Origin of the sequence: Actinomadura xylanilytica (genome assembly GCF_030283145.1) — a bacterium.
GTDB classification, from domain to species: Bacteria; Actinomycetota; Actinomycetes; order Streptosporangiales; family Streptosporangiaceae; genus Spirillospora; species Spirillospora xylanilytica.
This window is the reverse complement of sequence record NZ_JASNWE010000001.1, coordinates 1,426,736-1,452,523: the sequence shown is the minus strand read 5'-3', so window position 1 is coordinate 1,452,523 and position 25,788 is coordinate 1,426,736. Positions and strand designations below refer to the sequence as shown.

At 74.3% G+C, this 25,788-nt stretch carries 22 protein-coding genes; 16 read left to right on the top strand and 6 right to left on the bottom strand.

Annotated features, from left to right (window positions below):
• Positions 1-105 precede the first annotated feature (105 nt).
• Entirely contained in the window at positions 106-951 is an 846-nt protein-coding gene (locus QP090_RS06730) for a GNAT family N-acetyltransferase (RefSeq protein WP_285937625.1), read from the bottom strand.
• Positions 952-1,026: 75 nt separating this feature from the next.
• Between QP090_RS06730 and QP090_RS06725 the strand changes: the two genes are divergently transcribed.
• A complete protein-coding gene (locus tag QP090_RS06725) occupies positions 1,027-2,094 on the top strand; it encodes a DUF4037 domain-containing protein (RefSeq protein ID WP_285937624.1) in 1,068 nt (355 codons plus the stop codon).
• A 12-nt stretch (positions 2,095-2,106) separates the two neighbouring features.
• On the opposite strand, the gene QP090_RS06720 is transcribed toward QP090_RS06725, so the two are convergent.
• Entirely contained in the window at positions 2,107-3,624 is a 1,518-nt protein-coding gene (locus QP090_RS06720) for a PucR family transcriptional regulator (protein WP_285937623.1), read from the bottom strand.
• Positions 3,625-3,777: 153 nt separating this feature from the next.
• Between QP090_RS06720 and uraD the strand changes: the two genes are divergently transcribed.
• From uraD to alc, 8 genes are read left to right on the top strand one after another with little or no spacing between them, the layout of a single operon-like run.
• Positions 3,778-4,299 (top strand): 2-oxo-4-hydroxy-4-carboxy-5-ureidoimidazoline decarboxylase, encoded by a 522-nt coding sequence (uraD, locus tag QP090_RS06715; RefSeq protein WP_285937622.1) that lies wholly within the window; start codon positions 3,778-3,780, stop codon positions 4,297-4,299.
• A 28-nt stretch (positions 4,300-4,327) separates the two neighbouring features.
• Positions 4,328-5,254 carry a factor-independent urate hydroxylase gene (pucL, locus tag QP090_RS06710; protein ID WP_285937621.1) on the top strand — a complete coding sequence of 309 codons (927 nt, stop codon included), beginning with the start codon at positions 4,328-4,330 and terminating at the stop codon, positions 5,252-5,254.
• A gap of 14 nt (positions 5,255-5,268) precedes the next feature.
• A complete protein-coding gene (locus QP090_RS06705) occupies positions 5,269-6,147 on the top strand; it encodes an FAD binding domain-containing protein (RefSeq protein ID WP_285937620.1) in 879 nt (292 codons plus the stop codon).
• On the top strand, positions 6,147-6,650 hold the full coding sequence (locus QP090_RS06700) for a (2Fe-2S)-binding protein (RefSeq protein ID WP_285937619.1): 504 nt from the start codon (positions 6,147-6,149) through the stop codon (positions 6,648-6,650). The genes QP090_RS06705 and QP090_RS06700 overlap by 1 nt, the downstream gene beginning before the upstream one ends.
• Entirely contained in the window at positions 6,647-8,002 is a 1,356-nt protein-coding gene (locus QP090_RS06695) for an 8-oxoguanine deaminase (protein WP_285937618.1), read from the top strand. The genes QP090_RS06700 and QP090_RS06695 overlap by 4 nt, the downstream gene beginning before the upstream one ends.
• Complete coding sequence (pucD, locus tag QP090_RS06690; protein WP_285937617.1) at positions 8,003-10,324, top strand: xanthine dehydrogenase subunit D; 2,322 nt, start codon at positions 8,003-8,005, stop codon at positions 10,322-10,324.
• Positions 10,321-11,661, top strand: coding sequence for an allantoinase AllB (allB, locus tag QP090_RS06685; protein ID WP_285937616.1), 1,341 nt, complete (start codon positions 10,321-10,323; stop codon positions 11,659-11,661). Before pucD ends, allB begins: the two co-directional genes overlap by 4 nt.
• Positions 11,662-11,683: 22 nt before the next feature.
• Positions 11,684-12,724, top strand: coding sequence for an allantoicase (alc, locus tag QP090_RS06680; RefSeq protein WP_285937615.1), 1,041 nt, complete (start codon positions 11,684-11,686; stop codon positions 12,722-12,724).
• Between the two features lie 227 nt (positions 12,725-12,951).
• Here the strand turns inward: alc and QP090_RS06675 are convergent, their stop codons facing one another.
• Complete coding sequence (locus QP090_RS06675; protein ID WP_285937614.1) at positions 12,952-13,182, bottom strand: DUF397 domain-containing protein; 231 nt, start codon at positions 13,180-13,182, stop codon at positions 12,952-12,954.
• Between the two features lie 157 nt (positions 13,183-13,339).
• On the bottom strand, positions 13,340-13,954 hold the full coding sequence (locus tag QP090_RS06670; RefSeq protein WP_285937613.1) for a TetR family transcriptional regulator: 615 nt from the start codon (positions 13,952-13,954) through the stop codon (positions 13,340-13,342).
• Between the two features lie 449 nt (positions 13,955-14,403).
• Between QP090_RS06670 and QP090_RS06665 the strand changes: the two genes are divergently transcribed.
• The 5 genes from QP090_RS06665 to QP090_RS06645 are packed head-to-tail and all read left to right on the top strand — an operon-like array spanning position 14,404 to position 20,891.
• A complete protein-coding gene (locus QP090_RS06665; protein ID WP_285937612.1) occupies positions 14,404-16,077 on the top strand; it encodes an AMP-binding protein in 1,674 nt (557 codons plus the stop codon).
• Positions 16,078-17,184 carry an acyl-CoA dehydrogenase family protein gene (locus QP090_RS06660; RefSeq protein WP_285937611.1) on the top strand — a complete coding sequence of 369 codons (1,107 nt, stop codon included), beginning with the start codon at positions 16,078-16,080 and terminating at the stop codon, positions 17,182-17,184. It begins immediately after the preceding gene.
• Positions 17,185-18,357, top strand: a complete 1,173-nt coding sequence (locus tag QP090_RS06655; RefSeq protein ID WP_285937610.1) for an acyl-CoA dehydrogenase family protein — start codon at positions 17,185-17,187, stop codon at positions 18,355-18,357.
• Positions 18,358-18,375: 18 nt separating this feature from the next.
• A complete protein-coding gene (locus QP090_RS06650) occupies positions 18,376-19,731 on the top strand; it encodes an OB-fold domain-containing protein (RefSeq protein ID WP_285937609.1) in 1,356 nt (451 codons plus the stop codon).
• On the top strand, positions 19,728-20,891 hold the full coding sequence (locus QP090_RS06645; protein WP_285937608.1) for a lipid-transfer protein: 1,164 nt from the start codon (positions 19,728-19,730) through the stop codon (positions 20,889-20,891). Before QP090_RS06650 ends, QP090_RS06645 begins: the two co-directional genes overlap by 4 nt.
• A 77-nt stretch (positions 20,892-20,968) precedes the next feature.
• Here the strand turns inward: QP090_RS06645 and QP090_RS06640 are convergent, their stop codons facing one another.
• Positions 20,969-21,697: a TetR family transcriptional regulator gene (locus tag QP090_RS06640; protein ID WP_285937607.1), complete on the bottom strand. Its 729-nt coding sequence runs from the start codon at positions 21,695-21,697 to the stop codon at positions 20,969-20,971.
• Between the two features lie 161 nt (positions 21,698-21,858).
• Between QP090_RS06640 and QP090_RS06635 the strand changes: the two genes are divergently transcribed.
• Positions 21,859-23,481: an MFS transporter gene (locus QP090_RS06635; protein ID WP_285937606.1), complete on the top strand. Its 1,623-nt coding sequence runs from the start codon at positions 21,859-21,861 to the stop codon at positions 23,479-23,481.
• Between the two features lie 99 nt (positions 23,482-23,580).
• A complete protein-coding gene (locus tag QP090_RS06630; RefSeq protein ID WP_285937605.1) occupies positions 23,581-24,225 on the top strand; it encodes a rhomboid-like protein in 645 nt (214 codons plus the stop codon).
• 43 nt (positions 24,226-24,268) lie between these two features.
• Here QP090_RS06630 and QP090_RS06625 read toward each other — a convergent pair whose 3' ends face one another.
• Positions 24,269-25,528 (bottom strand): RNA polymerase sigma factor, encoded by a 1,260-nt coding sequence (locus tag QP090_RS06625; protein ID WP_285937604.1) that lies wholly within the window; start codon positions 25,526-25,528, stop codon positions 24,269-24,271.
• Positions 25,529-25,788 lie beyond the last annotated feature (260 nt).

Here is a 25,788-nt window from a genome sequence, read left to right as displayed (position 1 = left end):
GCGCCGCTCGGCGGGCGCGCTTCGGAGTCCATGCCGGGGGTCGCTACCTGATTTACGTTGTTTCGCCTTTGTTTACCGCTGCCTGTGTGGCCGAGTCAACCCCCGTCAGTCTCCGAGTCCAGGATCCCGGTCCGGGGACCACACGTACGGGGTCGTCGTGGTCACCGCGCGGAACCCGAGGCGGCGCAGGATCGGGGCGCTGTCGTCCGAGGCGTCCACCTGGAGGAAACGCGTCCCGCGCGCGACGGCGATCCGGGCGCGGGCGGCCACCAGCGCCCGGTAGATCCCCCGGCCCCGCCAGGCGGGCAGCGTCGAGCCGCCCCAGAGGCCGGCGAAGTCCGTCCCGGCGCGGAAGACCAGCCAGGCGGCGGACACGACTTCGCTCCCGCCGCCCGCGCCATCTGCCGCGGTGCCGGACGCGCGGTCGGTCTCGGCGACCAGGATGGCGATCTCGTCCGGCGCACTCCTCCTGCGTGCGACCAGGTCGTCCCCGAGCCAGCTCCAGTCCTCGCCCCAGACGGCGGACTCCATGTCCGCGATGCGCCGCAGGTCGGCCTCCTCGGTGACCTCGCGCAGGACGACCCCGTCCGGCGGGACGGGCGGCGCGGACATCTCCTCGGCGAGGCCGATCAGGACGGTCTCGCGCTCCTCGGGGACGAAGCCCGCCGCGCGCAGCCGGTCGGGGAGGTCGCGGGGCCGGTCGTGGCCGTAGGTCTTCCATTCCACCGCCTCGCCCCGCGCGGCGAAGTAGTCGCGCTGCCGCGCGATCAGGCGGTCCAGCTCGGCGCCGGTCGTCCCCAGGTCGGCCGGGCCGCCGATGAAGCCGCGGCGCTCGCCCACGATGCGCAGCAGCGGCCCGTCCCGTTCGTAGAGCACACCGTCCGGGGCGGTCGGGGGCGTCCCGCGCATCTGCTCGTCATAGGCCGCGAGCAGGCCGTCGTCGTCGATCACGGAGATAGATCGTACGAGCCCGCGCAAGGGGAAATCCGCTGGCCGGAGACGGGGCCGGTCTGGTGGGCTGGGGACGTGGACGTGGACGTGGACGAGCGCGGGGCCGAGCTGGCCCGGGGATTCTATGAGCAGGTCGTCGGCCCAATCCTGGACCGGGCGGCGCCCCGGCTCCGGTACGCGGCGGCGCGGCTCGGGTCGGGGTCGGACGTGCTCGGGCTGGACGACGCGATGAGCCGCGACCACGACTGGGGCTGCCGGCTGACGCTGCTGGTCGACGACCCGGGCGCGGTGGCGGAGGTGGACCGGCTGCTCGAACGGGAGCTGCCCGGGCGGTACCGGGGACACCCGGTGCGGTTCCCGGTCACCTGGGACGCGGCCGACACCCACAACGTGGAGGTGGCGACCGTCGCGGGCTTCGCCCGGAGCCGCCTGGGCGTCGATCCGGTCGCCGGCCTCACGGTGCCCGGCTGGCTGTGCCTGACCGGCCAGGGCGTGCTGGAGGTGACCGCCGGTCCGGTGTTCGCCGACCGCACCGAGACGCTCGGGCCGGTGCGCGAGGCGCTGCGGTGGTACCCGCCCGACGTCGGGCTGTACGTGCTGGCCGCCTGGTGGCGGCGCGTCTCGCGGTTGATGCCGATGGTCGGCCGCACCGCCGACCGCGGTGACGACCTCGGGTCGAGGATGCTGGCGGCGAAGCTGACCGCGGACCTGATGGCGCTGGCGTTCGCGCTGTCGGGACGGTGGGCCCCGTACGGGAAGTGGCGCGGCACCGTGTTCCGCGGGCTGCCCGTCGCCGACGACCTGGCCGGGCCGTTCGAGCGGGCGCTCGCGGCGTCCGGCGGGCGCGAGCGGGAGGCCGCCCTCGCCGCCGCCGCCGAACGCCTGCTGGACGAGCAGCGGGCGCTCGGCCTGCCCGCGCCCGCCGCCGCGGTGGCGCCGTTCTGGGACCGGCCCTACCCGGGCATCGACGACGCGGTCTGGGAGGGCCTGCGCGCCGCCGTCCGCGACCCGGAGGTGGCGTGCCTGCCGCTCGGGGCCGGGTCCGTCGAGCAGTGGGTCGACAACGTGGACGTCCTGACCGACCCGGCACGAAGGGCCGTCCTCCAGGCCGCCTACCTGGGGAGATGGGGAGAGGACGGCTGAGGCGGGGCGTGGTCAGCCGAGGCGGAGCGCCAGGAAGAAGTCGACCCGGTCCTCCAGGCGCGACAGGTCGCGGCCGGTCAGCTCCTCGACCCGCTGGATGCGGTAGCGGACCGAGTTCACGTGCAGATGGAGCTGTTCGGCGCAGCGCGTCCAGGAGCCGGAGTGCTGGAGGAACGTCTCCAGGGTGCGGATCAGGTCGATCCTGTGCACCTCGTCGTAGCCGCGCAGCGGGTCGAGGAGGCGCACCTTGAACATGTGCCGGATGTCGTCGGGGACGCTGGCCAGCAGCAGGACGTGGGTGGCCAGCTCGTCATGGCCGACCACGCGGACCGGGCCGTCGCGGCCCGCGGCGAGGCGCCGCGCGTAGCGGGCCTCCTCCACGGCGCCGCGCAGCTCGCCGGCCGCGACGACGTCGCTCACGCCGAGCGCGAGGGCGCTGCCGTCCAGCCCGGGGGCCAGCGGCGACAGCGCCCGTCGGATCTCCCCGGCGACGTCGTCGCCGCCGGTGGGCAGGATCGCGACGGCCTCCTCGTCCAGCAGCCCGACGACCGGGCGCGGGCCGGGCAGGGCCTCGGCGAGCACGGTGCGGAGCTCGCCGGGCCGTAGTGGGCCGGACGCGGTGGCGGCGACCGCGGTGAACGGGGCGCCGGGGTCCAGGCCGGTCAGCTCCAGCCGGGGGATGATCTCGCCGGGCGGCGCGCCGGAGCCGATCAGCCGGACCAGCTCCCGGGCGAGCCGGCCCTCGACGCTGAGCCGGTCGTCCAGGCGGGCCCGTTCGAGCGCGACGATCGCGGCCAGCTCGCCGGTCAGGGCGCGGCGCTCGGCGGGCCAGTCCGCCCAGTCGCCCTCGCAGGCGATGAACCAGTCGGCCACCCGGGACGCGGTGTCCTCGGCGACCGGGAGGACCGAGACGCCCGCGCCGGCGAGGTGGTGCGGCAGCCGGGGCGCGGTCAGGAAGGCGCGGGCGAGCGCCGCCGGGCCCCGCGCGGGCGGCGGGTGCGGGCCCGCGACCACCCGCCCGGCGGGGGTCAGCACCCAGCAGCGCATCCCGAGGTCGCGGCCGACCAGCTCCAGGACCGCGTCGAGCCCGGCGCCCTCGGTGACCCCGGCGACCAGCCTGCGGTGCCGGTCCAGGACGGCCGACAGGTCGGCGGCGCGCGCGGTCGACAGGTGCCGGACGACGTGCTCGGTGACCGTCGCGAACGCCACGTCCGGGGGGACCTTGAACAGCGGGAGGCGGTGCCGCCGGCACGCCTCGACCAGGTCGTCCGGGACGGCCCCGGCCGCCAGGTCCCAGGCGGCGAGCGCGGACACCCCGGCGCCCGCCAGCGCGCGGGCGAACACCTCGGAGTCGGCGGGCCCGGACCGCCACACCAGCCCGGTCAGCACCAGCTCCCGGCCGCGCAGGTAGCGGCCGGGGTCGAGCAGGTCGGTGGTGACGACCCAGCGGATCGTCCGGTCCAGCTCGTCCTCTCCGGTGATCGTCTCCAGGCGGAGGTCGGCCATGGCGAGCAGGGTGCGGAGCTTCATCGCCCCGCGAGGTTAACCCACCGGCCGGGCCCGGCGATTGGAGCAACGCACGAAAAACGTGCGGCGCGCGGCCCCCCGCTTCGGACGTCCTGCCCCTCGACCCGGGGCCCGCCCGCTGTGTGTACTGCGGGCAGGGCTTGGAAGGACAAGGGGATGGTGGCATGGGAAAGCGGGGTGGGCCGTGTCAACGGGCTGCCCGCGCGCGACATGGAATCGGAGCTGCTCTCCTGCTGCGCCTCCCGGCGCTGGGCGGCGGCGGTCACGGAGGCCCGCCCGTACGCGGGCCCGGCGGCGGTCCGGTCGGCGGCGGCCCTGGCCCTGGCCGACCTGGACTGGGACGACGTCGCGGAGGCGCTGGCAGCGCACCCCCGGATCGGCGACCGGGTGGCGGGCGGCGACCGCGAGTCGGCCTGGTCCCGGGGCGAGCAGGCCGGGGTGGAGGAGGCCGCGGCCGGCGTGCGCGCCGCGCTGGTGGACGGCAACCGGGCCTACGAGGAGCGGTTCGGCCACGTGTTCCTCATCTGCGCCACCGGCCTGAGCGCCCCCGAGATGCTGGCCGCCCTCACCGGCCGGCTGCGCCACGGCCCCGCGGAGGAGCGGGCGGCGGTCCGCGCCGAGCTCGCCAAGATCGTCGACCTGCGGCTGGTCAAGCTGCTGCTGGGCCCGCCCGCGTGAATCCCGCCTACCGAGGGAGCCCGACCGCATGGCCATCGTTCTCGGTCCCAACCGCTACGGGAAGGCGGAGACGCGCGTCGTCCGCGTCACCCGGGACGGCGCGACGCACCACCTCAGGGACCTCAACGTCGGCGTCTCGCTGTCGGGGGCGATGGACGAGGTCCACCTGACCGGCGACAACGCCGCCGTGCTGACGACCGACACGCAGAAGAACACCGTGTTCGCGTTCGCGAAGAAGCACGGCGTCGCGGAGATCGAGGAGTTCGCGCTGCTGCTCGCGCGGCACTTCGTGGACTCCCAGCCGACGATCACGCACGCCCGGGTGGAGATCGAGGAGTACGGCTGGGACCGGATCCCGCCGGACGGCCGTACGGACGGCGGCGCGGACGGCGCCCCGGTGAGCCTCCCGGGCGGCGGGGGGCGGCACTCGTTCGTCCGGAACGGCTCGGAGGTGCGCACCGCGCTGGTGCACAGCGCCGGCTCGGACGGCCCGGAGTCGGTGGTGTCGGGCCTGAAGAACCTGGTGGTGCTCAACTCGACCGGCAGCGAGTTCCACGGCTTCATCCAGGACGAGTACACGACACTGCTCCCCACCGGCGACCGGATCCTGGCCACCGAGGTGGCGGCGCGCTGGCGGCATCGCGGGACCGGGTCGCCGTTCGGACGTTCCTACCAGGGGGCGCGGCGGTGCCTCCTGGACGCGTTCGCCGGCACCCACAGCCTGTCGCTCCAGCAGACGCTCTACGCGATGGGCCGCCGGGTGCTGGACGAGCGCGGCGAGATCTGCGAGGTGCGCCTGACGATGCCCAACAGGCATCACTTCCTGGTCGACCTGGAGCCGTTCGGCATGGACAACGACAACGAGGTCTACTTCGCGGCCGACCGCCCGTACGGGCTGATCGAGGGCGCGGTCCTGACCGATGACGCGTCCGACCAGCCGTTCGCCTGGAACTGAGGGATTCTGGAGACATGGACTTCCTGCGCCCCACGACCTGGGCGGACGCGCTCGCCGCCAAGGCGGACCGGCCCGGCGCGCTGCCCGTGCAGGGCGGCACCGACGTGATGGTCGAGATCAACTTCGCGGCGCGCCGGCCGGAGGCGCTGCTCGACCTGAACCCGGTCCGCGAGCTGGCCGGGTGGGACGTCGTGGACGGGCGGCTGCGGGTCGGCGCGGGCGTCCCGTACGCCCGGGTGATCGACGAGCTGGGCGGTCCGCTGCCCGGCCTCGCCCAGGCGTCCCGGACGGTCGGCTCGCCGCAGATCCGCAACCGCGGCTCGGTCGGCGGCAACCTCGGCGCGGCCTCGCCCGCGGGCGACGCCCATCCGCCGCTGCTGGCCGGGGACGCGGTGATCGAGGTGGAGTCGGCGGCGCGCGGCGTCCGGATGATCCCCGCCGCCGGGTTCTACCTGGGGGTCAAGCGCAGCGCGCTGGAGCCCGACGAGCTGATCCGCGCGTTCTGGGCGGCCCCGGCGACCGGTCCGCAGTACTTCTCCAAGGTCGGCACACGGAACGCGATGGTGATCGCGGTCTGCTCGTTCGCGATCGCGCTGCACCCGGCCGAGCGGCGGGTCGGCACCGGCCTCGGCTCGGCGGCCCCGACCCCGCGCCGCGCCACCGCCGCCGAGGAGTTCCTGGCGGGCGAGCTCGACTGGGAGCGCCGCGGCCCGCTCGCGGACTCGGCCGCGCGGCGCTTCGGCGAGCTGGTCCGGGAGGCCGCCGCGCCGATCGACGACGTGCGCGGCACCGCCGGCTACCGGGCGCACGCGCTGTCGGTGATGGCCCGGCGCACCCTCACCTGGGCGTGGAACGACCATCGTGCCGGAGCGACCGGGAGGGAGGCCCCCTGATGCGCGTGACCTTCACCGTCAACGGCTCGGAGGAGACCGTCGACAACGTGTGGGAGGGCGAGAGCCTGCTGTACGTGCTGCGCGAGCGGATGGGCCTGCCGGGCTCCAAGAACGCCTGCGAGCAGGGCGAATGCGGGTCCTGCACGGTCTACCTGGACGGTGTCACGGCCTGCTCGTGCCTGGTCGCCGCCGGGCAGGCGGAGGGCCGCGAGGTCCGCACCGTCGAGGGCCTGGCCGGCGGCCCGGACGGCTCGGACGGCCTGGCCGGCGACCAGCGGCTGGGCCCCGTCCAGGAGGCGTTCGTCGAGGCCGGCGCGGTGCAGTGCGGGTTCTGCACGCCCGGCCTGATCGTCCAGGCGCACGCCCTGCTCGAACGGGTGCCCGATCCGGCCGATGCCGAGATCCGCGAGGCGCTGGCGGGCAACCTGTGCCGGTGCACCGGATACGAGAAGATCCTCGACGCCGTCCGGCTCGCCGCGCGGCGGAAGGCGGCGGCGGAGTGAGCGTCCAGATCATCGAGAACGCGCACGTGGTGACGGTGTCGGGGGAGGAGTACCCCGGCGGGCACCTGGTCCTGGACGGCGACCGGATCGCGGCCGTGGGCGCGGGCCCGGCGCCGGCCGTCGAGGGCGCGGCGCGGATCGACGGCACCGGCTGCCTGGCCACGCCCGGCCTGGTCAACACCCACCACCACCTGTACCAGTGGGCGAGCCAGGGGCTGGCGACGGGCAGCACGCTGTTCGAGTGGCTGGTGCGGCTGTACCGGCCGTGGGCGAAGATGGACGCCGAGGTCGTGGCGGGCGCGGCGAGCGCCGGGCTCGGCTGGCTGGCCCGGTCGGGCTGCACGACCTCCACCGACCACCACTACGTGTTCCCCAAGGGCCGCGGCGACCTGTTCGCCGCCGAGATCGAGGCCGCCGCCGAGCTGGGCGTCCGGTTCCACCCGTGCCGCGGCTCGATGGACCGCGGCGCGTCCCAGGGCGGGCTGCCCCCGGACGAGGTGGTCGAGGACCTCGACACGATCCTCGCCGAGACCGAGGCCGCGATCGACCGCCACCACGACCCCTCGTTCGGCTCGATGCTGCGCGTCGCCGTCGCGCCGTGCTCGCCGTTCTCGGTCAGCCGCGAGCTGATGGCCGAGTCGGCCCGGCTGGCCCGCGGCAAGGGCGTCCGGCTGCACACCCACCTCGCCGAGACGCTCGACGAGGAGGAGCACACCCGCGAGCAGTTCGGCATGTCCCCGGCCGAGTACCTGGACTCCATCGGCTGGCTCGGGCCGGACGTGTGGCTGGCGCACTGCGTCCACCTGCACGACGCCGACGTCAAGAGGCTCGCCGAGACCCGCACCGGCACCGCGCACTGCCCGAGCTCCAACGCCCGCCTCGGCGCCGGCATCGCCCGCGTGTCGCATCTGCTGGAGGCGGGCGCGGTGGTCGGGCTCGGCGTGGACGGGTCCGCGTCGGCCGAGCTGGTGCCGCTCGCCGGGGAGATCCGGCAGGCGATCTACATGCAGCGCGCCCGGTACGGCCCGGCCGCGCTCACCGCCCGCCAGGCGCTGGAGATGGCGACCCTCGGCGGCGCCCGCTGCCTCGGCCGCGAGGCCGAGATCGGCTCGCTCGAACCGGGCAAGCTCGCCGACGTCGCGCTGTGGCGGGTGGACGGGTTCCACGCCGCGGTCGACGATCCGGTCGTGGCGCTGGCGTTCGGCGGCACTCCGCCGCTCGCCCGGCTGCTCGTCGGCGGCCGGACCGTCGTCGCGGGCGACACGCTCGTGACCGTCCCGCAGGACGAGGTCGGACGGCGCGGCGCCGATGCGCACCGCCGCCTCATGCGGCTCGCCGGGGAGGTGCTGTAGATGGCCGCGCCGATCAAGTCCCCCGGCCATGTCGCCGCCCCCGGGCTCGGCGGCGTCGGCGACAGCGCGCTGCGGCCAGACGGCACGCTCAAGGTCACCGGGGAGTTCGCGTACGCGTCCGACCTGTGGATCGACGGGATGCTGTGGGGCGCCACGCTGCGCAGCCCGCACCCCCGGGCCCGCATCACCTCCGTCGACATCGGGCCCGCGCTCGCCGTCCCGGGGGTGCGCGCCGTGCTCACCCACCGGGACGTCCCGGGACGCGGGACGTTCGGCATCGACGGCGCCGACGACCAGCCCGTTCTCGCCGTCGACCAGGTCCGCCACCAGGGCGAGCCGGTCGCGCTCGTCGCCGCTGATCATCCCGAGACCGCCCGCCGCGCGGCGGCCCTGATCGGGATCGGCTGGGAGGTGCTGGAGCCGGTCACCGACCCGCGGGCGGTCGTCGCCGACCCGGAGGGGCTGAAGGTGCAGGGCCTCGGCGGCATCGCCCGGCACCAGCCGATCCGCGTCGGCGACGTGGCGGCGGCGCGCGCCGCCGCCGCCGTCGTGGTGGCCGGCGAGTACGAGGTCGGCATCCAGGACCAGGCGTTCCTCGGCCCCGAGTCGGGCCTGGCGATCCCGGCCGAGGACGGCGGCGTCGACCTGTACGTCTCCACCCAGTGGATCCACAACGACCTCAAGCAGATCGCGCCGTGCCTCGGGCTCACCGCTGGCCAGGTGCACATGACGCTCGCGGGCGTCGGCGGCGCGTTCGGCGGGCGCGAGGACCTGTCGATGCAGATCCACGCGGGGATGCTCGCGCTGCACACCGGCAGGCCGGTCAAGATGTCCTACAACCGGCAGGAGTCGTTCTTCGGGCACGTCCACCGGCACCCGGCGCACCTGCGGTACGAGTACGGCGCCACCGCCGAGGGGCGGCTGCTGTTCGCCGATGTGGAGATCGTCCTGGACGGCGGCGCGTACACCTCGTCCACCCTGAACGTCACCGGCAACGCCGCCTCGCTCGGCGTCGGCCCGTACGAGATCCCCAACATCCGCGTCGACGCGTACGGCGTCTACACCAACAACCCGCCGTGCGGGGCGATGCGCGGGTTCGGCGCGGTGCAGGCGTGCTTCGCCTACGAGTCGATGATGGACCGGCTCGGCGCCGCGTGCGGGCTCGGCCCGGTCGAGATCCGCCGCCGCAACGCCGTGAAGCAGGGGTCCAGGCTCGCGACCGGGCAGATCATCGAGGCGCCCGCGCCGCTGGCCGACATGCTGACCCGGCTGGAGGCGATGCCGATGCCCCCCGAACGGGACACGTCCGACCTGCGCGGGCTGCCCGGCGGCGTGGCGCAGACCACCCACGGCGAGGGCGTCGTGCGCGGCGTCGGCTACGGCGTCGGCATCAAGAACATCTGCTTCTCCGAGGGCTTCGACGACCTGGCCACCGCCCGGGTCCGGCTGGAGGTGATCGGCGGCGAGCCCACCGCGCTGGTGCACACCGCCGCCGCCGAGGTCGGGCAGGGCCTGGTGACGATCCAGGCGCAGATCGCGCGGACCGAGCTCGGCGTGCGGCGGGTCGTCATCGCCCCGGCCGACGACGCGGTCGGCGACGCCGGGTCCAGCTCGGCCTCGCGCCAGTCGTACATGAGCGGCGGCGCGGTCAAGACCGCCTGCGAGGCCGTCCGCGCCGAGCTGATCGCGCTCGCCGGGCGCCGCGCGGGCCCCGCGGGACGCGTGCCCGGCGACCTCACCGTCGCTGGCGGCCGGGTCGTCTCGCGGTCCGCCGGGGTGCTCGGCACCATCGCGGAGATCCTCGGCACCGAGGTCATCGAGGCGACCCGCGAGTTCCACCACCGGCCCACCACCGCGCTGGACCCGGTCACCGGGCAGGGCCGCAGCCACACCCAGCTCGCCCTGTGCGTGCACCGCGCCGTCGTCGACGTGGACGTCGAGCTCGGCCTGGTCAAGGTGGTGGAGCTGGCCGCCGTCCAGGACGTGGGGAAGATCCTCAACCGGCTGTCGCTGGAGGGGCAGATCCACGGCGGCTCCGCGCAGGGCCTCGGGCTGGCGCTGATGGAGGAGATCGTCGTCTCGGGCGGCCTGGTCCGCAACCCCTCGTTCACCGATTACCTGATCCCCACCATCCTGGACATGCCGCCGATGCGGCTGGACATCCTGGAGAACCCCGACCCCGAGGCCCCGTACGGGCTGCGCGGCGCGGGCGAGCCGCCCACGCTCTCCTCCACCCCGGCGATCGTGGCCGCCGTCCGCGCCGCCACGGGTCGGCCGCTCACCCGCGTGCCGGTCCGCCCGGAGCACCTGGTCACCACGTGAGCGGCCACGACGATGCGGCGCCGGACCGCTACGACCTGGTGGTCCGGTCCCGGCGGGCGGTGCTGCCGGACGGGGAGCGCCCGGCGGCCGTCGCCGTGCGGGACGGCCGGATCGCCGCCGTCCACCATGACCCCGGCGCCCGGCTCGCCGCCGCCGCCGAGGTCGACCTCGGCGACGTCGCGCTGCTCCCCGGCCTCGTCGACACCCACGTCCATGTCAACGAGCCGGGCCGCACCGAGTGGGAGGGCTTCGCCACCGCGACCCGCGCCGCCGCCGCCGGGGGCGTGACCACCCTGATCGACATGCCGCTCAACTCGCTGCCGCCGACCACCACCCCGTCCGCCCTCGCGGTCAAGCGCGCCGCCGCGCTCGGCCGCTGCCACGTGGACGTCGGCTTCTGGGGCGGCGCCGTCCCCGGCAACACCGCCGAGCTGCGCGCCCTGCACGAGGCCGGCGTCTTCGGCTTCAAGTGCTTCACCTCCGACTCCGGCGTCCCCGAGTTCCCGCCGCTGCCGCCGGACGGGATGCGCGCGGCGTTCCGCGAGATCGCCGCGTTCGGCGGCCTGGTCATCGTGCACGCCGAGGACCCCGCCGAACTCACCGCGCCCGGCGACGGCGGCTACCCCGCGTTCCTGCGCTCCCGCCCGCCGAGCGCCGAGCGGCGCGCGGTCGAACGGGTCGTCGCGCTGGCCGAGGAGACCGGTGTGCGGGCGCACATCCTGCACCTGTCCGCCGCCGACTGCCTGGAACCGCTCGCCGAGGCGCGCTCCCGGGGCGTCCCCGTCACCGCCGAGACGTGCCCGCACTACCTGACGCTGTCCGCCGGCGACGTCGCGACGGCCCCCGCTCCGGCGACCGCCTACAAATGCTGCCCGCCCATCCGGGACGCGGCCAACCGCGAAGAGCTGTGGCGCGGCCTCGCCGGCGGCGTCATCTCCTGCGTCGTCACCGACCACTCGCCCTGCACGCCCGAGCTGAAGCGCGGCGACTTCGCCACCGCGTGGGGCGGCGTCTCCTCCCTCCAGCTCGGCCTGCCCGCCGTCTGGACCGCCGCGCGGGCGCGCGGCCACGGCCTCGCGGACGTCGCCCGCTGGATGGCCGAGGGCCCGGCCGCGCTCGCCGGCCTCCAGGGCAAGGGCCGCATCGCCGTGGGGAACGACGCCGACCTGGTCGCGTTCGCCGCCGACGAGACCTTCGCCGTGGACCCGGCCGCGCTCCACCACCGCCACCCCGTCACCCCGTACGCGGGCCGCGCCCTGACCGGCGCCGTCCGCACGACCTGGCTGCGCGGCGAGATCGCGGACGGCACCCCGTCCGGCTCGCCGCTCCGCCGCTGAACGAAATGGAGAGCCCGTACCCGTGAGCCCATTCACCTCCCTGCCGGACCTGGCCGTCCGCACCCTCGGCGGCTCGGTCGTCGCCGCCAGCGACGAGTCGTTCGAGGAGAAGGAGAACCTCATCAACCCGTGGGAACCGGAGTTCCGCCCCGGGACGTTCGGGCCGAGGGGCCAGGAGTACGACGGCTGGGAGACGGCGCGGCGCCGTCCCGACGAGAACGGGGACCTCGGGCACGACTGGGCCATCGTCCGGCTCGGCCTGCCCGGCGTGATCCGCTGCGTGGTCGTCGACACGTCCTGGTTCAAGGGCAACTTCCCGCCGCACGTCTCCGTCGACGCCTGCGCCGTGGACGGCCACCCCTCGCCCGCCGAGCTGGGCGGCGCCGGCTGGACGGAGATCGTTCCGCCGAGCCCGCTCAAGGGGGACGCCCCGCACGCCTTCGACCTCGCGTCCGGGCGCCGCTTCACCCACGTCCGGCTGAACGTGCTGCCGGACGGCGGCGTCGCCCGGCTCCGCGTGCACGGGGACGTGGTGCCCGACCCGCGCCTGCTCACCGGCCTCACCGTCGACCTGGCCGCGCTGGAGAACGGCGCCCGCGTCACCGAGTGCTCGAACATGTTCTACTCGGCGCCCGACAACATGCTGTTCCCCGGCCTGGCCCGGGACCAGTCCGAGGGGTGGGAGACCGCGCGCCGCCGCGAGCCCGGCAACGAGTGGGCGGTGGTCCGGCTGGCCGCGCCCGGCGTGGTCCGGCTCGCCGAGGTCGATACCTCCAACCTGAAGTTCAACGCGCCCGCCGGGGTCGAGCTGTCCGGCCTCGACGCCCGCACCACCGAGCCCGACGATCCGGGCGGGTGGGCGCCGCTGCTGGAGCGCACCCGCCTCCAGCCCGACACCCGGCACCGCTTCCGCCTCACCACCGCGCGCGAGGTCACCCACGTCCGCGTCGACCTGCACCCGGACGGCGGCCTCGCCCGCCTGCGCCTTTTCGGCGACCTCGCCCGGGACGGCGAACGAGCCCTCAACGCCCGCTGGACGGCACTGAACCGGGCCGTGGTCTAGAGCGTGTTTCAAAGTGCCTCGGGCGTCGCGTGAGCGCGTTATCTGGCCGGTGGGGCGATGCCGGAGGCGAGCCTCACCGGTCAGATCGCGAAGCGATGTCGCGTTCGCCCAAGCCAGGTCGGTGTCCGAGCCGCCAGGCGAGGACGCCGGGCCGGGCTTGGGAACACGGCCGGACGACGCGAGGCCCCGCGGCCGAGACGGCCGCGGGGCCGCCGGCCCGGCCGGACCTACTCGGCGGGCTCCTCCTCGAGGAGGTCGTCGAACTCGCCGTCCTTGACGCCCGCGATGAAGGCGTCCCACTCGGCCTCGGTGAAATAGAGGATGGGGCCCTCAGGGTTCTTGGCGTCGCGCATCACGACGGCACGCTCACCGAAGTCCTTGTGCTGGACGGGGACGTCCTTGCCGTCGACGAACTCGATGATGACGCCGTCGCTGAGGATCGGCTCCTGCTCGGTCACTGGCACCCCTTCTACGTCCGCGCTCTGGTCGGGACCAAATGTAGTGCGGCCGTGCCCGGCGCACGGGCGGATCCCCGGCCACCGCACGGGAGGCGCCCGGACGCGGCCGGTGTCCGAGCCGTCGGGCGAGGAGGCCGGGCCGGGCTTGGAACACAGCCTAGAAGTCGGTGAGCAGGCGGGCGGCGGCGATCTCCAGCCGGACCTGGATCTGCTCGGCGGTGGCGTGCCCGCGCAGCATCTCGATCATCTCCATCGTCCAGACGCTGGACAGCGCCTTGGCCACCACCCGGCGCGGGTCGTCGTCGCCGACCGGGACCTCGGGGCCGACGGCAGCGCGCAGCAGCAGCCCGGTCATCCGGTCGCCGAAGTCGGTCTTGACGTCCGACAGCAGCAGCGAGCGGATCAGCGCCTCGGCCAGTTCGGGCTCGCGCATCAGCCCGCGGGTGGCGCGCATCAGCACGTCCACCGCGCGCTGCGGCGGGGCGTCGGTGCGCGGCGGGCGGCGCTCGATGCTGCCTTCCAGCAGGTCGAGCTCCTCGCTGACCACCGCGACGACCAGGTCCATCTTGGACGGGAAGTAGCGGTAGAGGGTGCCGAGCGCCACCCCGGCCCGCTCGGCGACGGTGCGCATCTGCATGGCCTCGACGCCGCCGCGCGAGGCGAGCGCCGCCGCGGCCTGGACGATCCGCTTGCGCCGCTGGTGCTGGCTGCGGGACCGTACGCCCTGCGGCGCGGCGGCCTTGTCCTCGGCCGCCGTCGGCTCTGCGGTCACGGTCGTCACCCCTCCCTGGCCGGGCGCATCGCCCGTGGCCTGTCCCCCTCGCGCCCTAGGGTACAGCCCGACAAGAACGTGTTATCCACGATCGCGGCCTGACGGCGCCGGCGGGACGGCGCCGCCGGGACCGATAAGCCCCCACTTTCATGGCAAAGGCGGGCGAGACGGGCATCGGGCCGGGTCGTGGCGACGTAAGTAGAATCAGTTCTAGTTGGGGGTTCGGACGGTCCGGCGAGCGGGCTCGGCCCCGGTGCGCCCCACGAAATTGAGAACGCGTTATCTTATCGGCCCGCCCCGATCCCGCGCCACGCGGCCCGCTGGAGCTGCCCCCCTGTGGTGGGCGCGGTGAAAGGGTCGTCGATCGATCGCGATCACACCCCTGGACACCGACTAGAATCTGTTCTAGTTTTGCCGCCGTAGGGTCGATGGGCGGGAGGTGGACGCGGGTGACCGTGGCAGCGCTGCTGGAGGCACGGGCCTCCGACGACCGTCCGGGCCTGCGCCGCGCCGGTGGCGGCCGGGCCTGGACCTGGCGCGAGGTGGTCGGCGAATGCGCCGTCCGCGCCGCCTGGATGAACGCCCGCGGGGCGGACGGCGGAGGCGGGCGCGACCGCCGGCTGCACGTGGGCGTCCTGCTCGACAACGTGCCCGAGCTGGTGTTCCTGCTCGGCGGGGCGGCGCTCTCCGGCGCGGTCGTCGTCGCGCTCAACCCGACCCGCAGCGCCGCCGAGCTGGCCGGGGACGCCGAGCGCGCCGACTGCGACCTGATCCTCACCCAGTCCCGGTACGCCGAGCAGGCCGCCCGCCTTGCGGACGCGATGCCGGCGGACGCCCCGGTGGCGGACGCGGTGCTCGACATCGAGGGCGACGCCTACCAGTCCGCGCTGGCCCCGCACGCGGGCGCCGCGCCGCCCGGCACCGCGGCGATCACGCCCGCGACGCTGCTCATGCTGATCTTCACCTCGGGCACGTCCGGGAACCCGCGCGCCGTCCGCGTCACGCACCGCAAGGTCACGGTGCCGGGCGAGAACCTCGCCGGCAAGATGCTCGGCCCGACCGACGTCGTCTACTGCCCGATGCCGCTGTTCCACTCCGGCGCGATCATGGCGGCGTTCGCGCCCGCGCTCGCCGCCGGCGCCGAGCTGGTGCTCCGCGAGCGGTTCTCCGCGTCCGGGCTGCTGCCCGACGTGCGCGCGCACGGCTGCACCTACCTGCACTACGTCGGCAAGGCGCTGTCGTACGTGCTCGCGACGCCGCGCGCGGACGGCGACGCCGACAACCCGCTCAAGTTCGCGTTCGGGAACGAGGCCGCCCCGCTGGAGCAGCGGTCCTTCCAGGAGCGCTTCGGCTGCTTCGTGATCGACGCGTACGGCTCGTCCGAGACCGCGATCTCGCTGACCCCCGACCCGTCCGGCCCGCCGGGCGCCCTCGGCCGGCTCGCGGACGGGGTGCGGATCCTCGACCCGGAGACCGGCGCCGAGTGCCCGCCCGCGCGCTTCGACGAGGCCGGGCGGCTGGCCAACGGCGCGGAGGCCATCGGCGAGCTGGTCGCCGCCGGCGGCCACGGGCTGTTCGACGGCTACTACAACGACCCGGCGCCCGAGCGGCTGCGCGACGGCATGTTCTGGAGCGGCGACCACGCCTACGCCGACCCCGGCGGGTTCGTGTTCTTCGCGGGCCGCACCGCCGAGCGGCTCAGGGTGGACGGCGAGAACTTCGGCGCCGCCCAGGTGGAACGGGTCCTCGCTGAGTTCCCGGGCGTGCGGCAGCTCGCCGTCTACGGCGTGCCGGACGCGGCGTCCGGCGACCAGGTGATGCTGGCGCTGGCCGCCGACGGGTTCGACCCCGAGGCGTTCGGCGCCTACCTGCGCGGCCGGGCCGACCTGGGCCCGAAGTGGCCGCCCCGGTACGTGCGGGTGGCGGCGGAGCTGCCCGCGACCGCGTCCAACAAGATCCTCAAGCGCCGGCTGGCCCGGGACGGCTGGCGCACCGGCGACCCGGTGTGGTGGCGGCCCGGCAGGGACCTGGCCTACCGGCGGATGACCCTCGAAGACGTGGCCCGGCTCCGGACCGAGTTCGAACGGCGCGGCCGACTGCACCTCCTGGAAGGGAGCGGATGAGTGGATTTCAATCTCGATGAGACCCGGCAAGCGCTGCGGGGGCTCGCCGCCGAGCTGCTCGCGCGCGAGGCGGCCCCGGAGCGGCTGGAGAGTTTCGAGAAGAGCGGCATCACCTACGACACGGTGACCTGGAAGGCCCTGGCGCAGGCCGGGCTGCTGGGCGTCGTGCTGCCCGAGGAGGTCGGCGGCGCCGGGCTCGGCCCGGTCGAGCTGACGGTGATCCTGCGGGAGATCGGCGCGCACGTCGCGCCCGTCCCGGCCTACGCCTCGCTCGCGCTGGCCGCGCTGCCGATCGCGCGGCACGGCACGGCGGCGCAGCGGGCGCTGCTCGGGCCGCTGGTCGAGGGCGACACCGTCCTCACCGGTGCCTACCGCGAGGTCGGCCCGGCCGGCCTGGTCGCCGCGACCGCCCGCCCGGACGGCGACGGGTACGTCCTGGACGGGGTGAAGACCTTCGTGCCGTACGCGGCCGAGGCCGCCCGGATCCTGATCCCCGCGCGGGTGGACGGCGCGGGCGTCGGGGTGTTCCTGGTCGAGCCCGCCGCCGCGACGGTCACCGCGCACCCGTCGGCGACCACCGAGCCGCTGTCGCGGGTCGAGCTGACCGGCGTCCGGGTCGGCACGGACGCGCTGCTCGGCGGCGTCGCGGACGGCGCCGCCTGGGACACGTTGCGCCGCTCGGCGGTGTCCGGCGCGGTCGCGCTGTCGTCCGGTGTGATCGAGGGCGCCCTCAAGATCACCACCGAGTACGTCAAGACGCGCGAGCAGTTCGAGCGGGCGCTGGCCCAGTTCCAGGCCGTGACCATGCAGATCGGCGACGTCTACATCGCCAAGCGCGCGCTGGACGTGGCCGTGTGGGCGGGCGCCTGGCGGTTCGCCGAGGACGCGCCGGACACCGACGAGGTCCTCGCCATCGCCTCCTACAACGCCTGCGATCCGGTGGTGAAGGCCCTGTACACCTGCCAGCATCTGCACGGCGGGATCGGCCTGGACGTCACCTACCCGCTGCACCGCTACTTCGCCTGGGCCAAGCACTCCGGGCACCTTCTCGGCGGCGCGGAAGACCAGCTCGACACCCTCGGCGCCCTCGTGGCACAGGAGGCCTGAATGTTCATCGATCTGACCGACGAGCAGAAGAAGGTCCGCGCCGAGCTGCGCGAGTACTTCACCGGCTGCCTGGACCGGGAGCAGCGCGCGGGGATCGCCGACGACCCGTTCGGCACGTCCTACATGGAGCACTGCAAGCGGCTCGGCCACGACGGGATGCTCGGCGTCGCGTGGCCGGAGGAGTACGGCGGACGCGGCTACGGCCCGCTGGAGCAGCAGATCTTCGCCAACGAGATCGCGCGCGCCGAGGTGCCGTACCCGATCATCACGCTGAACTCGGTGGCGCCGACGATCCTCCAGTACGGCACCGACGAGCAGAAGTCGTTCTTCCTGCCCAGGATCCTGGCGGGGGAGTGCCACTTCGCGATCGGCTACAGCGAGCCGGGCGCCGGCACCGACCTGGCGTCGCTGCGCACCACCGCGGTGAAGGACGGCGACCACTACGTCGTCAACGGGCAGAAGATCTTCACCTCGGGCGCGCACTACTCCGACTACGTGTGGCTGGCCGCGCGCACCGACCCGGACGCCAAGAAGCACAAGGGCATCTCGATGCTCATCGTGGACTGCAAGGACCCCGGGTTCTCCTGGACGCCGATCGTCACGATGGACGGCAGGCACCACACCAACTCCACGTACTACCAGGACGTGCGGGTGCCCGCCGGGATGCTCATCGGCGCGGAGAACAAGGGCTGGGACCTCATCGTCAACCAGCTCAACCACGAGCGGGTCACGCTCGGCCCGGCCGGCAACATCGGGCACACCTACGACCGGTTCGCGCGCTGGGCCCGTACCGCCAGGGGCCGCGACGGCAGGACGCCGATCGAGGAGCCCGCGGTGCGCCGCGCGGTCGCGCAGGTGTACGCCTACCTGCGCGTCAACGAGTTCCTCAACTGGCAGGTCGCGGCCAACCAGGACCTCGGCTGGCTGGGCGCGGCGGACGCGTCCGCCACCAAGATCTACGGGTCGGAGCGGATGCAGGACGTCGGCCGGATCGTCGGCGACGCGCTGGCCCGCTACGGCGACCCGGGCGACCCGGCCACCGCCGAGTTCATCTCGGTGCTCGACCACGGGGTCAAGGGCGCGGTCGTGCTGACCTTCGGCGGCGGCGTCAACGAGATCCAGCGCGAGCTGATCGCGATGATCGGCCTCGGCCTGCCCCGCGCCCCCCGCTGACCCGACAGGAGAAGTTTCGTGCAGGAGTCAACCGTCCACGGGTCATCCGTCCACGGGGAGCTCACCGAGGCCGCCGCGCGGCTGGCGGCGGTCGGTGAACGGCCCGCGGCGCCCTGCCCTGACCCGGTGAACGCGGCGATGATCCGCAACTGGACGCAGGCGCTCGGCGACCCCGGCGGCTGGGACGGTGTCGCGCCGCCCGCGATGATCCAGGTCTGGTCGATGCAGGGCCTGGCCGGGCCGAGGCAGCAGGGCGGGTCGGTCGCCGACGAGCCGCTGCGGCTGCTGAACGAGGGCGGGTACGGCGGCGTCGTCGCGACCAACTGCGAGCAGACCTACGACCGGTATGTGAAGGTCGGCGAGCGGCTCCGCTCGACGATGCGGTTCGGCGGTGTCGCGGGCCCCAAGAAGACCGGCATGGGCGAGGGATACTTCGTCACCTGGTACCAGACCTGGTACGACGAGAACGACGAGCGCGTCGCCGAGATGATGTTCCGGGTGCTGAAGTTCCAGCCGCGCAAGCGCCCGGACGGGGCCGCCGGACCCGCCAAGGGCGGCGGCGGCAAGGCGGGCAAGGGCGGGAAGTACCCGCTCCAGCCGGCGATCGGCCCCGACACCGCGTTCTTCTGGGACGGCGTGAACAACGGCGAGCTGCGCGTCCAGAGCTGCGACGACTGCGGCGCGCTGCGCCATCCACCCGGCCCGATGTGCCCGAGCTGCCATTCGACCGCGCGCGGGTACGTGGTGGCGAGCGGACGCGGCGAGGTGCACAGCTACGTCGTCCACCACCATCCCCCGGTGCCCGGCCGCACGCCCCCGTACGTGGTCGCGGTCGTCGAGCTGGAGGAGGGCGTCCGGATCGTCGGGAATGTGCTCGGCTGCCCGCCCGAGGACGTGACGGTCGGCATGCCGGTGCGGCTGGTGTTCGAGCGGATGGACGACGACCTCACCCTTCCGCAGTGGACCCCGGCGGGCGCGCCGCCGCCGCAGGAGGAGCCGGAGCCCGGGCCGGGGACGGCGGAGGGCGGGCTGGAGATCGAGCTGACGCCGACGTTCGTCATCTCGACCGCCCTCGCGACCCGCGACTTCACGCCCGTCCACCACGACCCCGGGCTCGCCCGCGCGCAGGGGTCCAAGGACATCTTCCTCAACATCCTCACCACCATGGGCCTGGTGCAGCGCTACGTCCTGGAGACCGTCCCGGGCGCCGAGCTGGCGGGCATCGAGGTCCGCCTCGGCGTGCCCGCCTACGCCGGGGACACACTGAGGCTCACCGGCGAGCGGGTGGACGAGCACACCCTCACGGTGCGCGGCGCGGTCAGCCTCGGCGACCACGTCACCGCGACCGTACGACTCAAGGCGGAGGAGCGATGAGCCTGTCGGGCAAGGCGGCGATCGCCGGGATCGGCGCCACCGAGTTCTCCAAGGAGTCGGGCCGGTCGGAGCTGCGGCTCGCCGCCGAGGCGTGCCTGGACGCGATCCGCGACGCGGGCCTCAAGCCGTCCGACGTGGACGGGCTGGTCACCTTCACCGCCGACGCCAACTCCGAGATCGCCGTCCAGCGCGAGCTGGGCATCCCGGGGCTGCGGTTCTTCTCCCGGGTGGACTACGGCGGCGGCGCGGCCTGCGGCACCGTCGCGCACGCGGCGATGGCCGTGGCGACCGGGCAGGCCGACGCGGTGGTCTGCTACCGGGCCTTCAACGAGCGGTCCGGGCACCGGTTCGGGCAGGCCAGCCCGTCGTCCCGGGCCGACTCGACCGGGTTGGAGTTCTCCTGGCACCTGCCGTACGGGTTCGCGACGCCGGCCGCATGGGTGGCCATGCAGGCCCGCCGCTACCTGCACGACCACGGCGCGACCAGCGAGGACCTCGGCCGGGTCGCGGTCGCGATGCGGCGGCACGCCGCCACCAACCCCAAGGCGTGGTTCCACGGGCGGCCGATCACGCTGGAGGAGCACCAGGCGTCCCGCTGGATCGTCGACCCGCTGCACCTGCTGGACTGCTGCCAGGAGTCCGACGGCGGCGTGGCGATCGTGGTCACCAGCGCCGAGCGCGCCCGCGACCTGCCGCACCCGCCGGTGGTGATCAACGCGGCGGCGCAGGCCACCGGGCCGGACCAGATGATGATGTTCGGCTACTACACCGGCGACCTCGGCGCCCTGCCCGCGATGGGCAACGTCGGCGACACCCTGTGGCGGCAGTCCGGACTGGCCCCCGCGGACGTGCAGACCGCCATCCTGTACGACCACTTCACCCCGTTCGTGCTGGTCCAGCTGGAGGAGCTGGGCTTCTGCGGGCGCGGCGAGGCCAAGGACTTCATCAAGGACGGTGGCATTGAACTCGGCGGTCGCCTCCCGGTCAACCCCAACGGGGGTCAGCTGGGTGAGGCGTACATCCACGGGATGAACGGCATCGCCGAGGGCGCGCGGCAGATCCGCGGCACCTCGGTCAACCAGGTGCCGGACGTGCGGAACGTGCTGGTCACGGCGGGCACCGGCGTACCCACCAGCGGCCTGATGCTCGGCGCCGCCTGACCCTGACCCACCCGACCACGCGCTCCGGCGGCCCGCTTAGAACACGCCCTGGCTGGGACGCGCCCTGGGCAGCACAGCTAGGACGCGTCCGCCGCGCCGGAGTGGTGCGGCGGGCCGTCCGGGGCCGTCCGGGCGTGCTCCTCGGGCATCGCCGGGAAGTTGACGCCGGCCTCCAGGACGCCGAACGCCTCGTCGAGGGCCTCGGAGAGCGAGCTGTAGCCGCGCATGCCCGTGCGCAGCGCGCCCGCGGCGACGTGGAAGGCGCCCATCACCGTCGAGGCGATCACGTGCGGGCGCAGGTCGGTGTCGGGGTCGGCGCCGATCCGCAGCGCGATCGTGCGGGTCAGATCGAGCAGTTTCTGCCGCGAGTGCTCGAGGCTGCCGGCCATCAGGGTGGAGCTGTCGGCGGTCAGGGAGAGCATGCACTCGAACCGGCCGGTGTCGAAGCCGAGCTCGCCGTTCTCGCAGGCCCGCGCGATCTGGACCATGGTCTGGCGCAGCGCCGTCATGATCGGCTCGTCGTCCGGGCGGGCGGCCAGGAGCTGGAGCAGGGCCCGGGCCTGCTCCTCCTGGAAGGTCAGCGCGACGTCCTCTTTCGAGGCGAAGTAGCGGAAGAACGTGCGGGACGACACGTCCACGGCGTCGGTGATCTCTTCGACGGTGGTGGCGTCGAAGCCCTTCTCGGCGAAGAGGGTGAACGCCGCGTCGACGAGGGCCTCGCGGGTGCGCTGCTTCTTGCGTTCGCGCCGGCCCTGGGGCGGGGTGCCGGGATCCGCGGGGCGGGTCTCGGGGGCGGTCGCGGTCATGCGCGAAGTGTAACGAGCCGGCGATGCTCCGCCAAGTGCCGGGCGCAGAATCCTGTCGTGATATGAATCATGTCTTTTGCTGACCTGAGTCGTTTGACGACAAGTGTCAGGACATGACAATTTGGCCTCACCGATCAGCGCCGCACCCTCGGAGGCCGTCCATGTCCCAGTCCTCGAACATCGGAGTCCTGCCGCCCGGCGGGCGACAGGACCGGCCGCCCGGCCGCGTCCGGGGCCGCGGCGCGGCCCGCGCCGGGCACGGCCATCCCTGGCTCACCCTGATCGCGGTCTCGCTCGGCGTGATGATGGTCGGGCTGGACGCGACCGTGGTGTCCATCGCCAACCCCGCGATCGCCAGGGACCTCGGCGCCGACCTCGCCGGGCTCCAGTGGGTCACCAACGCCTATCTGCTGGCGCTGGCCGTCACGCTGATCCCGGCCGGCAAGATCGCCGACCGGTTCGGCCGGCGCCGCACCTTCCTGGCCGGGGTGGTCGGCTTCGCCGCCGCGTCGGTGCTGATCGGGATGTCGGGTGGGCTCGGCATGGTCATCTTCTGGCGGGTGGTGCAGGGCTTCGCGGGGGCGCTCCTGCAACCCGCCAGCCTGGCGATCCTGCGCAACACCTTCCCGGCCGAGCGGCTCAACACCGCGATCGGCGTGTGGGGGGCCACCGTCGGCGTGTCCATCGCGGGCGGTCCGATCGTCGGCGGGCTGCTGGTGGAGAACGTCAACTGGGAGTCGGTGTTCTTCCTCAACGCCCCGCTCGGCCTGCTCGCGCTCGCCGTCGGGCTGTGGGTGATCCGCGAGTCCCGGAGCGAGGAGGCCGCCGGGTCGTTCGACCTGCCCGGCGTCGCGCTGCTCTCCGGCTCGCTGTTCGGCCTGGTCTGGGGCCTGATCAAGGCGGGGCAGGACGGCTTCGGCGCCGCGGTGCCGCTGATCTCGTTCGCCGCCGCCCTCGTTCTCGGCGCGGCCTTCGTCCTGAACGAGCTGCGCGCCGAGAACCCGCTGCTGCCGATGGGGCTGTTCCGCTCGGTCTCGCTGTCGGCCGCGACCGGGCTGATCGTCCTCGGCTTCTTCGGGATGTTCGGCACGATCTTCTTCCTGACCCTCTACCTCCAGCAGGTGCACGGCCTGAGCCCGATCGGCGCGGGCGTGCGGCTGCTGCCGATGACCGCGGTGTTCATCGTCGCCTCGCCGCTCGCCGGGGCGCTCACCAGCAGGTTCGGGCCGCGCCCCCCGATGGTGCTCGGGATGGCGTTCACCGCCGCCGCGATGTTCGGCCTGGCCCAGGTCGGCGCGGACGCCCCGTACTCGCAGCTCTGGCCCTGGTTCGTGCTGGTCGGGCTGGCGTTCGGGTTCATCATGGTCCCGGGGACCGAGGCGATCGTCGGCAACGCGCCCGCGCACCTGGCGGGCGTCGCGGGCGGGCTCCAGCAGACCGCCGCGCAGGTCGGCGGCGTGCTCGGCACCGCCGTGCTCGGCACCCTGCTGTCCACCAAGGTCGGCGACGTGCTGGTCGGACGGCTGACCGGGGCGGGCGTCCCGGACGAGGCCGCCGGGCGGCTGGCCGGTCAGGCGGGCCTGGTCTCGCAGGGCGTGGCGCCCGTCCCGCCCGGAACGCCCGCGCCGGCCGCCGACGCCATCACCACCGGGAGCCACCTGGCGTTCATGGACGGCTTCCAGTCCGCCATGACCGTCGCCGGCGTCGTCGCGCTCGCCGCGATCCTGGCCGCCCTGCTCGTCCGGCGCGGCGACTCCCCGGTCGAAGGCGCCGCGGCCCTGTGAGCCCGGGACGGACGGCGCGCGTTCGGGATATCGCCTGCCCGCTCCTCCAACACCATCTAGTGTGCCGGGGATATGGGCGGTTTTCTGAGGCGGTATCCGATGCCGCTCGCGTTCCTGGGCCTCTTCGGCGCGATGTGGCTGGTGCAGGAGTGCGTGCTCGAACCGGCGTCCCGGCACGAGCTGATCGCGTGGGCCAGCACCAACCTGGCCAACCTGGCGGTCAACCCGCTCGGCACGATGCTGGTGTCGGCGTTCGTCGCCGAGGGGGCGCAGGCCCTGCTGATGGTGGTGATCGGCATCGGCCTGTTCCCCGTCGCCCGCCGCTTCGGCAACCTGCGCGGGGTGCTGCTGGTCGCCGCGTCCCACGTGCTCGGCACCGTGGTGAGCGAGGGCGTGGCGTTCCTGCGCCTCGAACTCGGCCAGCTGTCCGACTCGGTGCGCACCGTCTCCGACGTGGGCCCGTCCTACGTGCTGTCGGCGGCGCTGGTGGCCGCGATCCTGTACGGGCCGGGGCGGGTGCCGCGGCTGCTCGCGCTGGCCGGCTGGGCGGGGCTGGCGCCGTTCCTGTTCGACGGGCTGGGCTCGCTGGAGGTCGCCGCCGTCGGGCACCTGGTGGCGATGCTCACCGGCGCGCTGGTCGGCGGCGTCCTCATACTGCTCGAACGCCGCCGCGCGACCTCGCCCGCCGAGCGGACGCCCCGGATCGTCCCGCGCGCCCTGGAAGCGGGCCCCCAGCAGGCATGACGCCCGCGGGTGCGGCCGTCCGCGGCTGTGGCGCCGGTGGCCGCTAGGGCGCCGGGGTCGGGTTGGACGTGGGGGACGGCGACGGCTCCGGGTCCTGCGTGGGCGGGTCGGTGGGAGTCGTCGGGTCCGTCGGGCTCGGGCTGCCAGGGGAGGTGGAACCGCCGCCGCCCGGGGACGTGCCGCCGTCGTCCGGGGGTGTGCTCGTCTCGTCCGGCGGCTTGGAGGTACCCGGCTCCGGCGCGGCCGTCTTGCCGACCTTGCTCTGCTTGGGCGCGGGGGAGGACGGCTTGGCCGGGGCCGTGGTGCCGCCGTCGGCGCGCGGGGTGCCGGGCGCCGGGACGGCGGGGGCTGGCGGCTCGTCGAACGCGCTGGTGACGGGATTGCCGGACGTCGGCTTCGCGCCGCCGGTGGACCGCTCGCCGCCGGTGAGGCCCTGGGTGCGCTGGTCGGGTTCCGGCGTGGCCTGACCGCTCTGGTCGGTGTGACCGGCCGTCGGGACGAGCGAGCTCGTGCCGCCGCTCTTGGCCGCCGGCCACGACACCAGCAGCCCGACCGCCGCCGCCGCGGCGGCGGCGATCCCGGCGACCGCGCCGATGCCCTTGCCGAGCACGCGGCGCTTGGCCCGCGAGCCGCCCGCGCCGGCGCGCCCGGTGCGGCCGGCCGCGCCCGGCGGCCCGATGACCACGAGGGGGCTCGGCACCGCGACGCTCGGCAGCGCCCGGGTGGCCTCGGTCTCGCAGACGTCCAGGACCTGCTCGCGCAGCCACGTGGGCGCCAGCGCGGGCGACCGCCGGGCGAGGAGCTGCGGCAGCCTGCCCTTCTCGAATGCCGCGATCAGCTCCAGCGACATCTCGGTGGTGCCGCGCATCAGCGTGTCGAGCACGGCCCGCTCGAGCCGGATGCGCGCGGCGTGCAGGAGCTGCGCCACCGTGTCGGGGGCGATGCCGAGGACGTGCGCGATGTCGGCGGTCTCCAGCCATTCGCCCGCCCACAGCAGCAGTACCTCGCGCTGGTCGGCGCGCAGTCCGCCGGCGGCGCGCAGCAGCGGGTCGGCCCCGGTGTACACCGGAGCGCCGCGGTCGGTGAACGCGCTGTGGTCGGCGAACGCGCCGCGGTCGGCGCAGGCGGACCGGGAGAGCGAGTAGAGCCACAGCACCTTGTCGCCGCGCGGCGGCTGGTGGACCGCGGCGGTGAAGGTGTCGGTGACCGCTGCCGCTGCCGCCTCGTCGCCGAGCAGCGACCAGCAGTACGCGTAGAGACGAGCGGCGTGCGCGTCGTAGAGGGAGCTCAGGTCCCCGCGCATGTGACCTCCGATGTGACCCGTCCGGGTGCCCTGACCCGCCCGGCACCGGCCGCCCGCGGATCGAGCGTTACCGGTGGGAGTCGGGACTCTAGTGCACTGAGTCAATGTCTGAGAAGTCCGTGACATCCGTCATGTCGGACCATTCGGACCGCAAAGGGATCGGTGCGGAGAGTGATGGTTTTCGAGATTTAACCAAAATCTCCCGGAAAACCCGGATTCCTGATGCGTTTCAGCAGGGAAGGCTTCGAACCTGTGATCGA

Excerpts from the sequence above, each read along its gene's own strand:
- QP090_RS06645 (WP_285937608.1), top strand. The coding sequence starts at position 19,728 with ATGAGCCTGTCGGGCAAGGCGGCGATCGCCGGGATCGGCGCCACCGAG.
- QP090_RS06705 (WP_285937620.1), top strand. The coding sequence starts at position 5,269 with ATGGACTTCCTGCGCCCCACGACCTGGGCGGACGCGCTCGCCGCCAAG.
- QP090_RS06655 (WP_285937610.1), top strand. The coding sequence starts at position 17,185 with ATGTTCATCGATCTGACCGACGAGCAGAAGAAGGTCCGCGCCGAGCTG.
- QP090_RS06625 (WP_285937604.1), bottom strand. The coding sequence starts at position 25,528 with ATGCGCGGGGACCTGAGCTCCCTCTACGACGCGCACGCCGCTCGTCTC.
- QP090_RS06700 (WP_285937619.1), top strand. The coding sequence starts at position 6,147 with ATGCGCGTGACCTTCACCGTCAACGGCTCGGAGGAGACCGTCGACAAC.
- QP090_RS06630 (WP_285937605.1), top strand. The coding sequence starts at position 23,581 with ATGCCGCTCGCGTTCCTGGGCCTCTTCGGCGCGATGTGGCTGGTGCAG.
- QP090_RS06635 (WP_285937606.1), top strand. The coding sequence starts at position 21,859 with ATGTCCCAGTCCTCGAACATCGGAGTCCTGCCGCCCGGCGGGCGACAG.
- uraD (WP_285937622.1), top strand. The coding sequence starts at position 3,778 with ATGGTGGCATGGGAAAGCGGGGTGGGCCGTGTCAACGGGCTGCCCGCG.
- QP090_RS06720 (WP_285937623.1), bottom strand. The coding sequence starts at position 3,624 with ATGAAGCTCCGCACCCTGCTCGCCATGGCCGACCTCCGCCTGGAGACG.
- pucL (WP_285937621.1), top strand. The coding sequence starts at position 4,328 with ATGGCCATCGTTCTCGGTCCCAACCGCTACGGGAAGGCGGAGACGCGC.
- QP090_RS06640 (WP_285937607.1), bottom strand. The coding sequence starts at position 21,697 with ATGACCGCGACCGCCCCCGAGACCCGCCCCGCGGATCCCGGCACCCCG.
- pucD (WP_285937617.1), top strand. The coding sequence starts at position 8,003 with ATGGCCGCGCCGATCAAGTCCCCCGGCCATGTCGCCGCCCCCGGGCTC.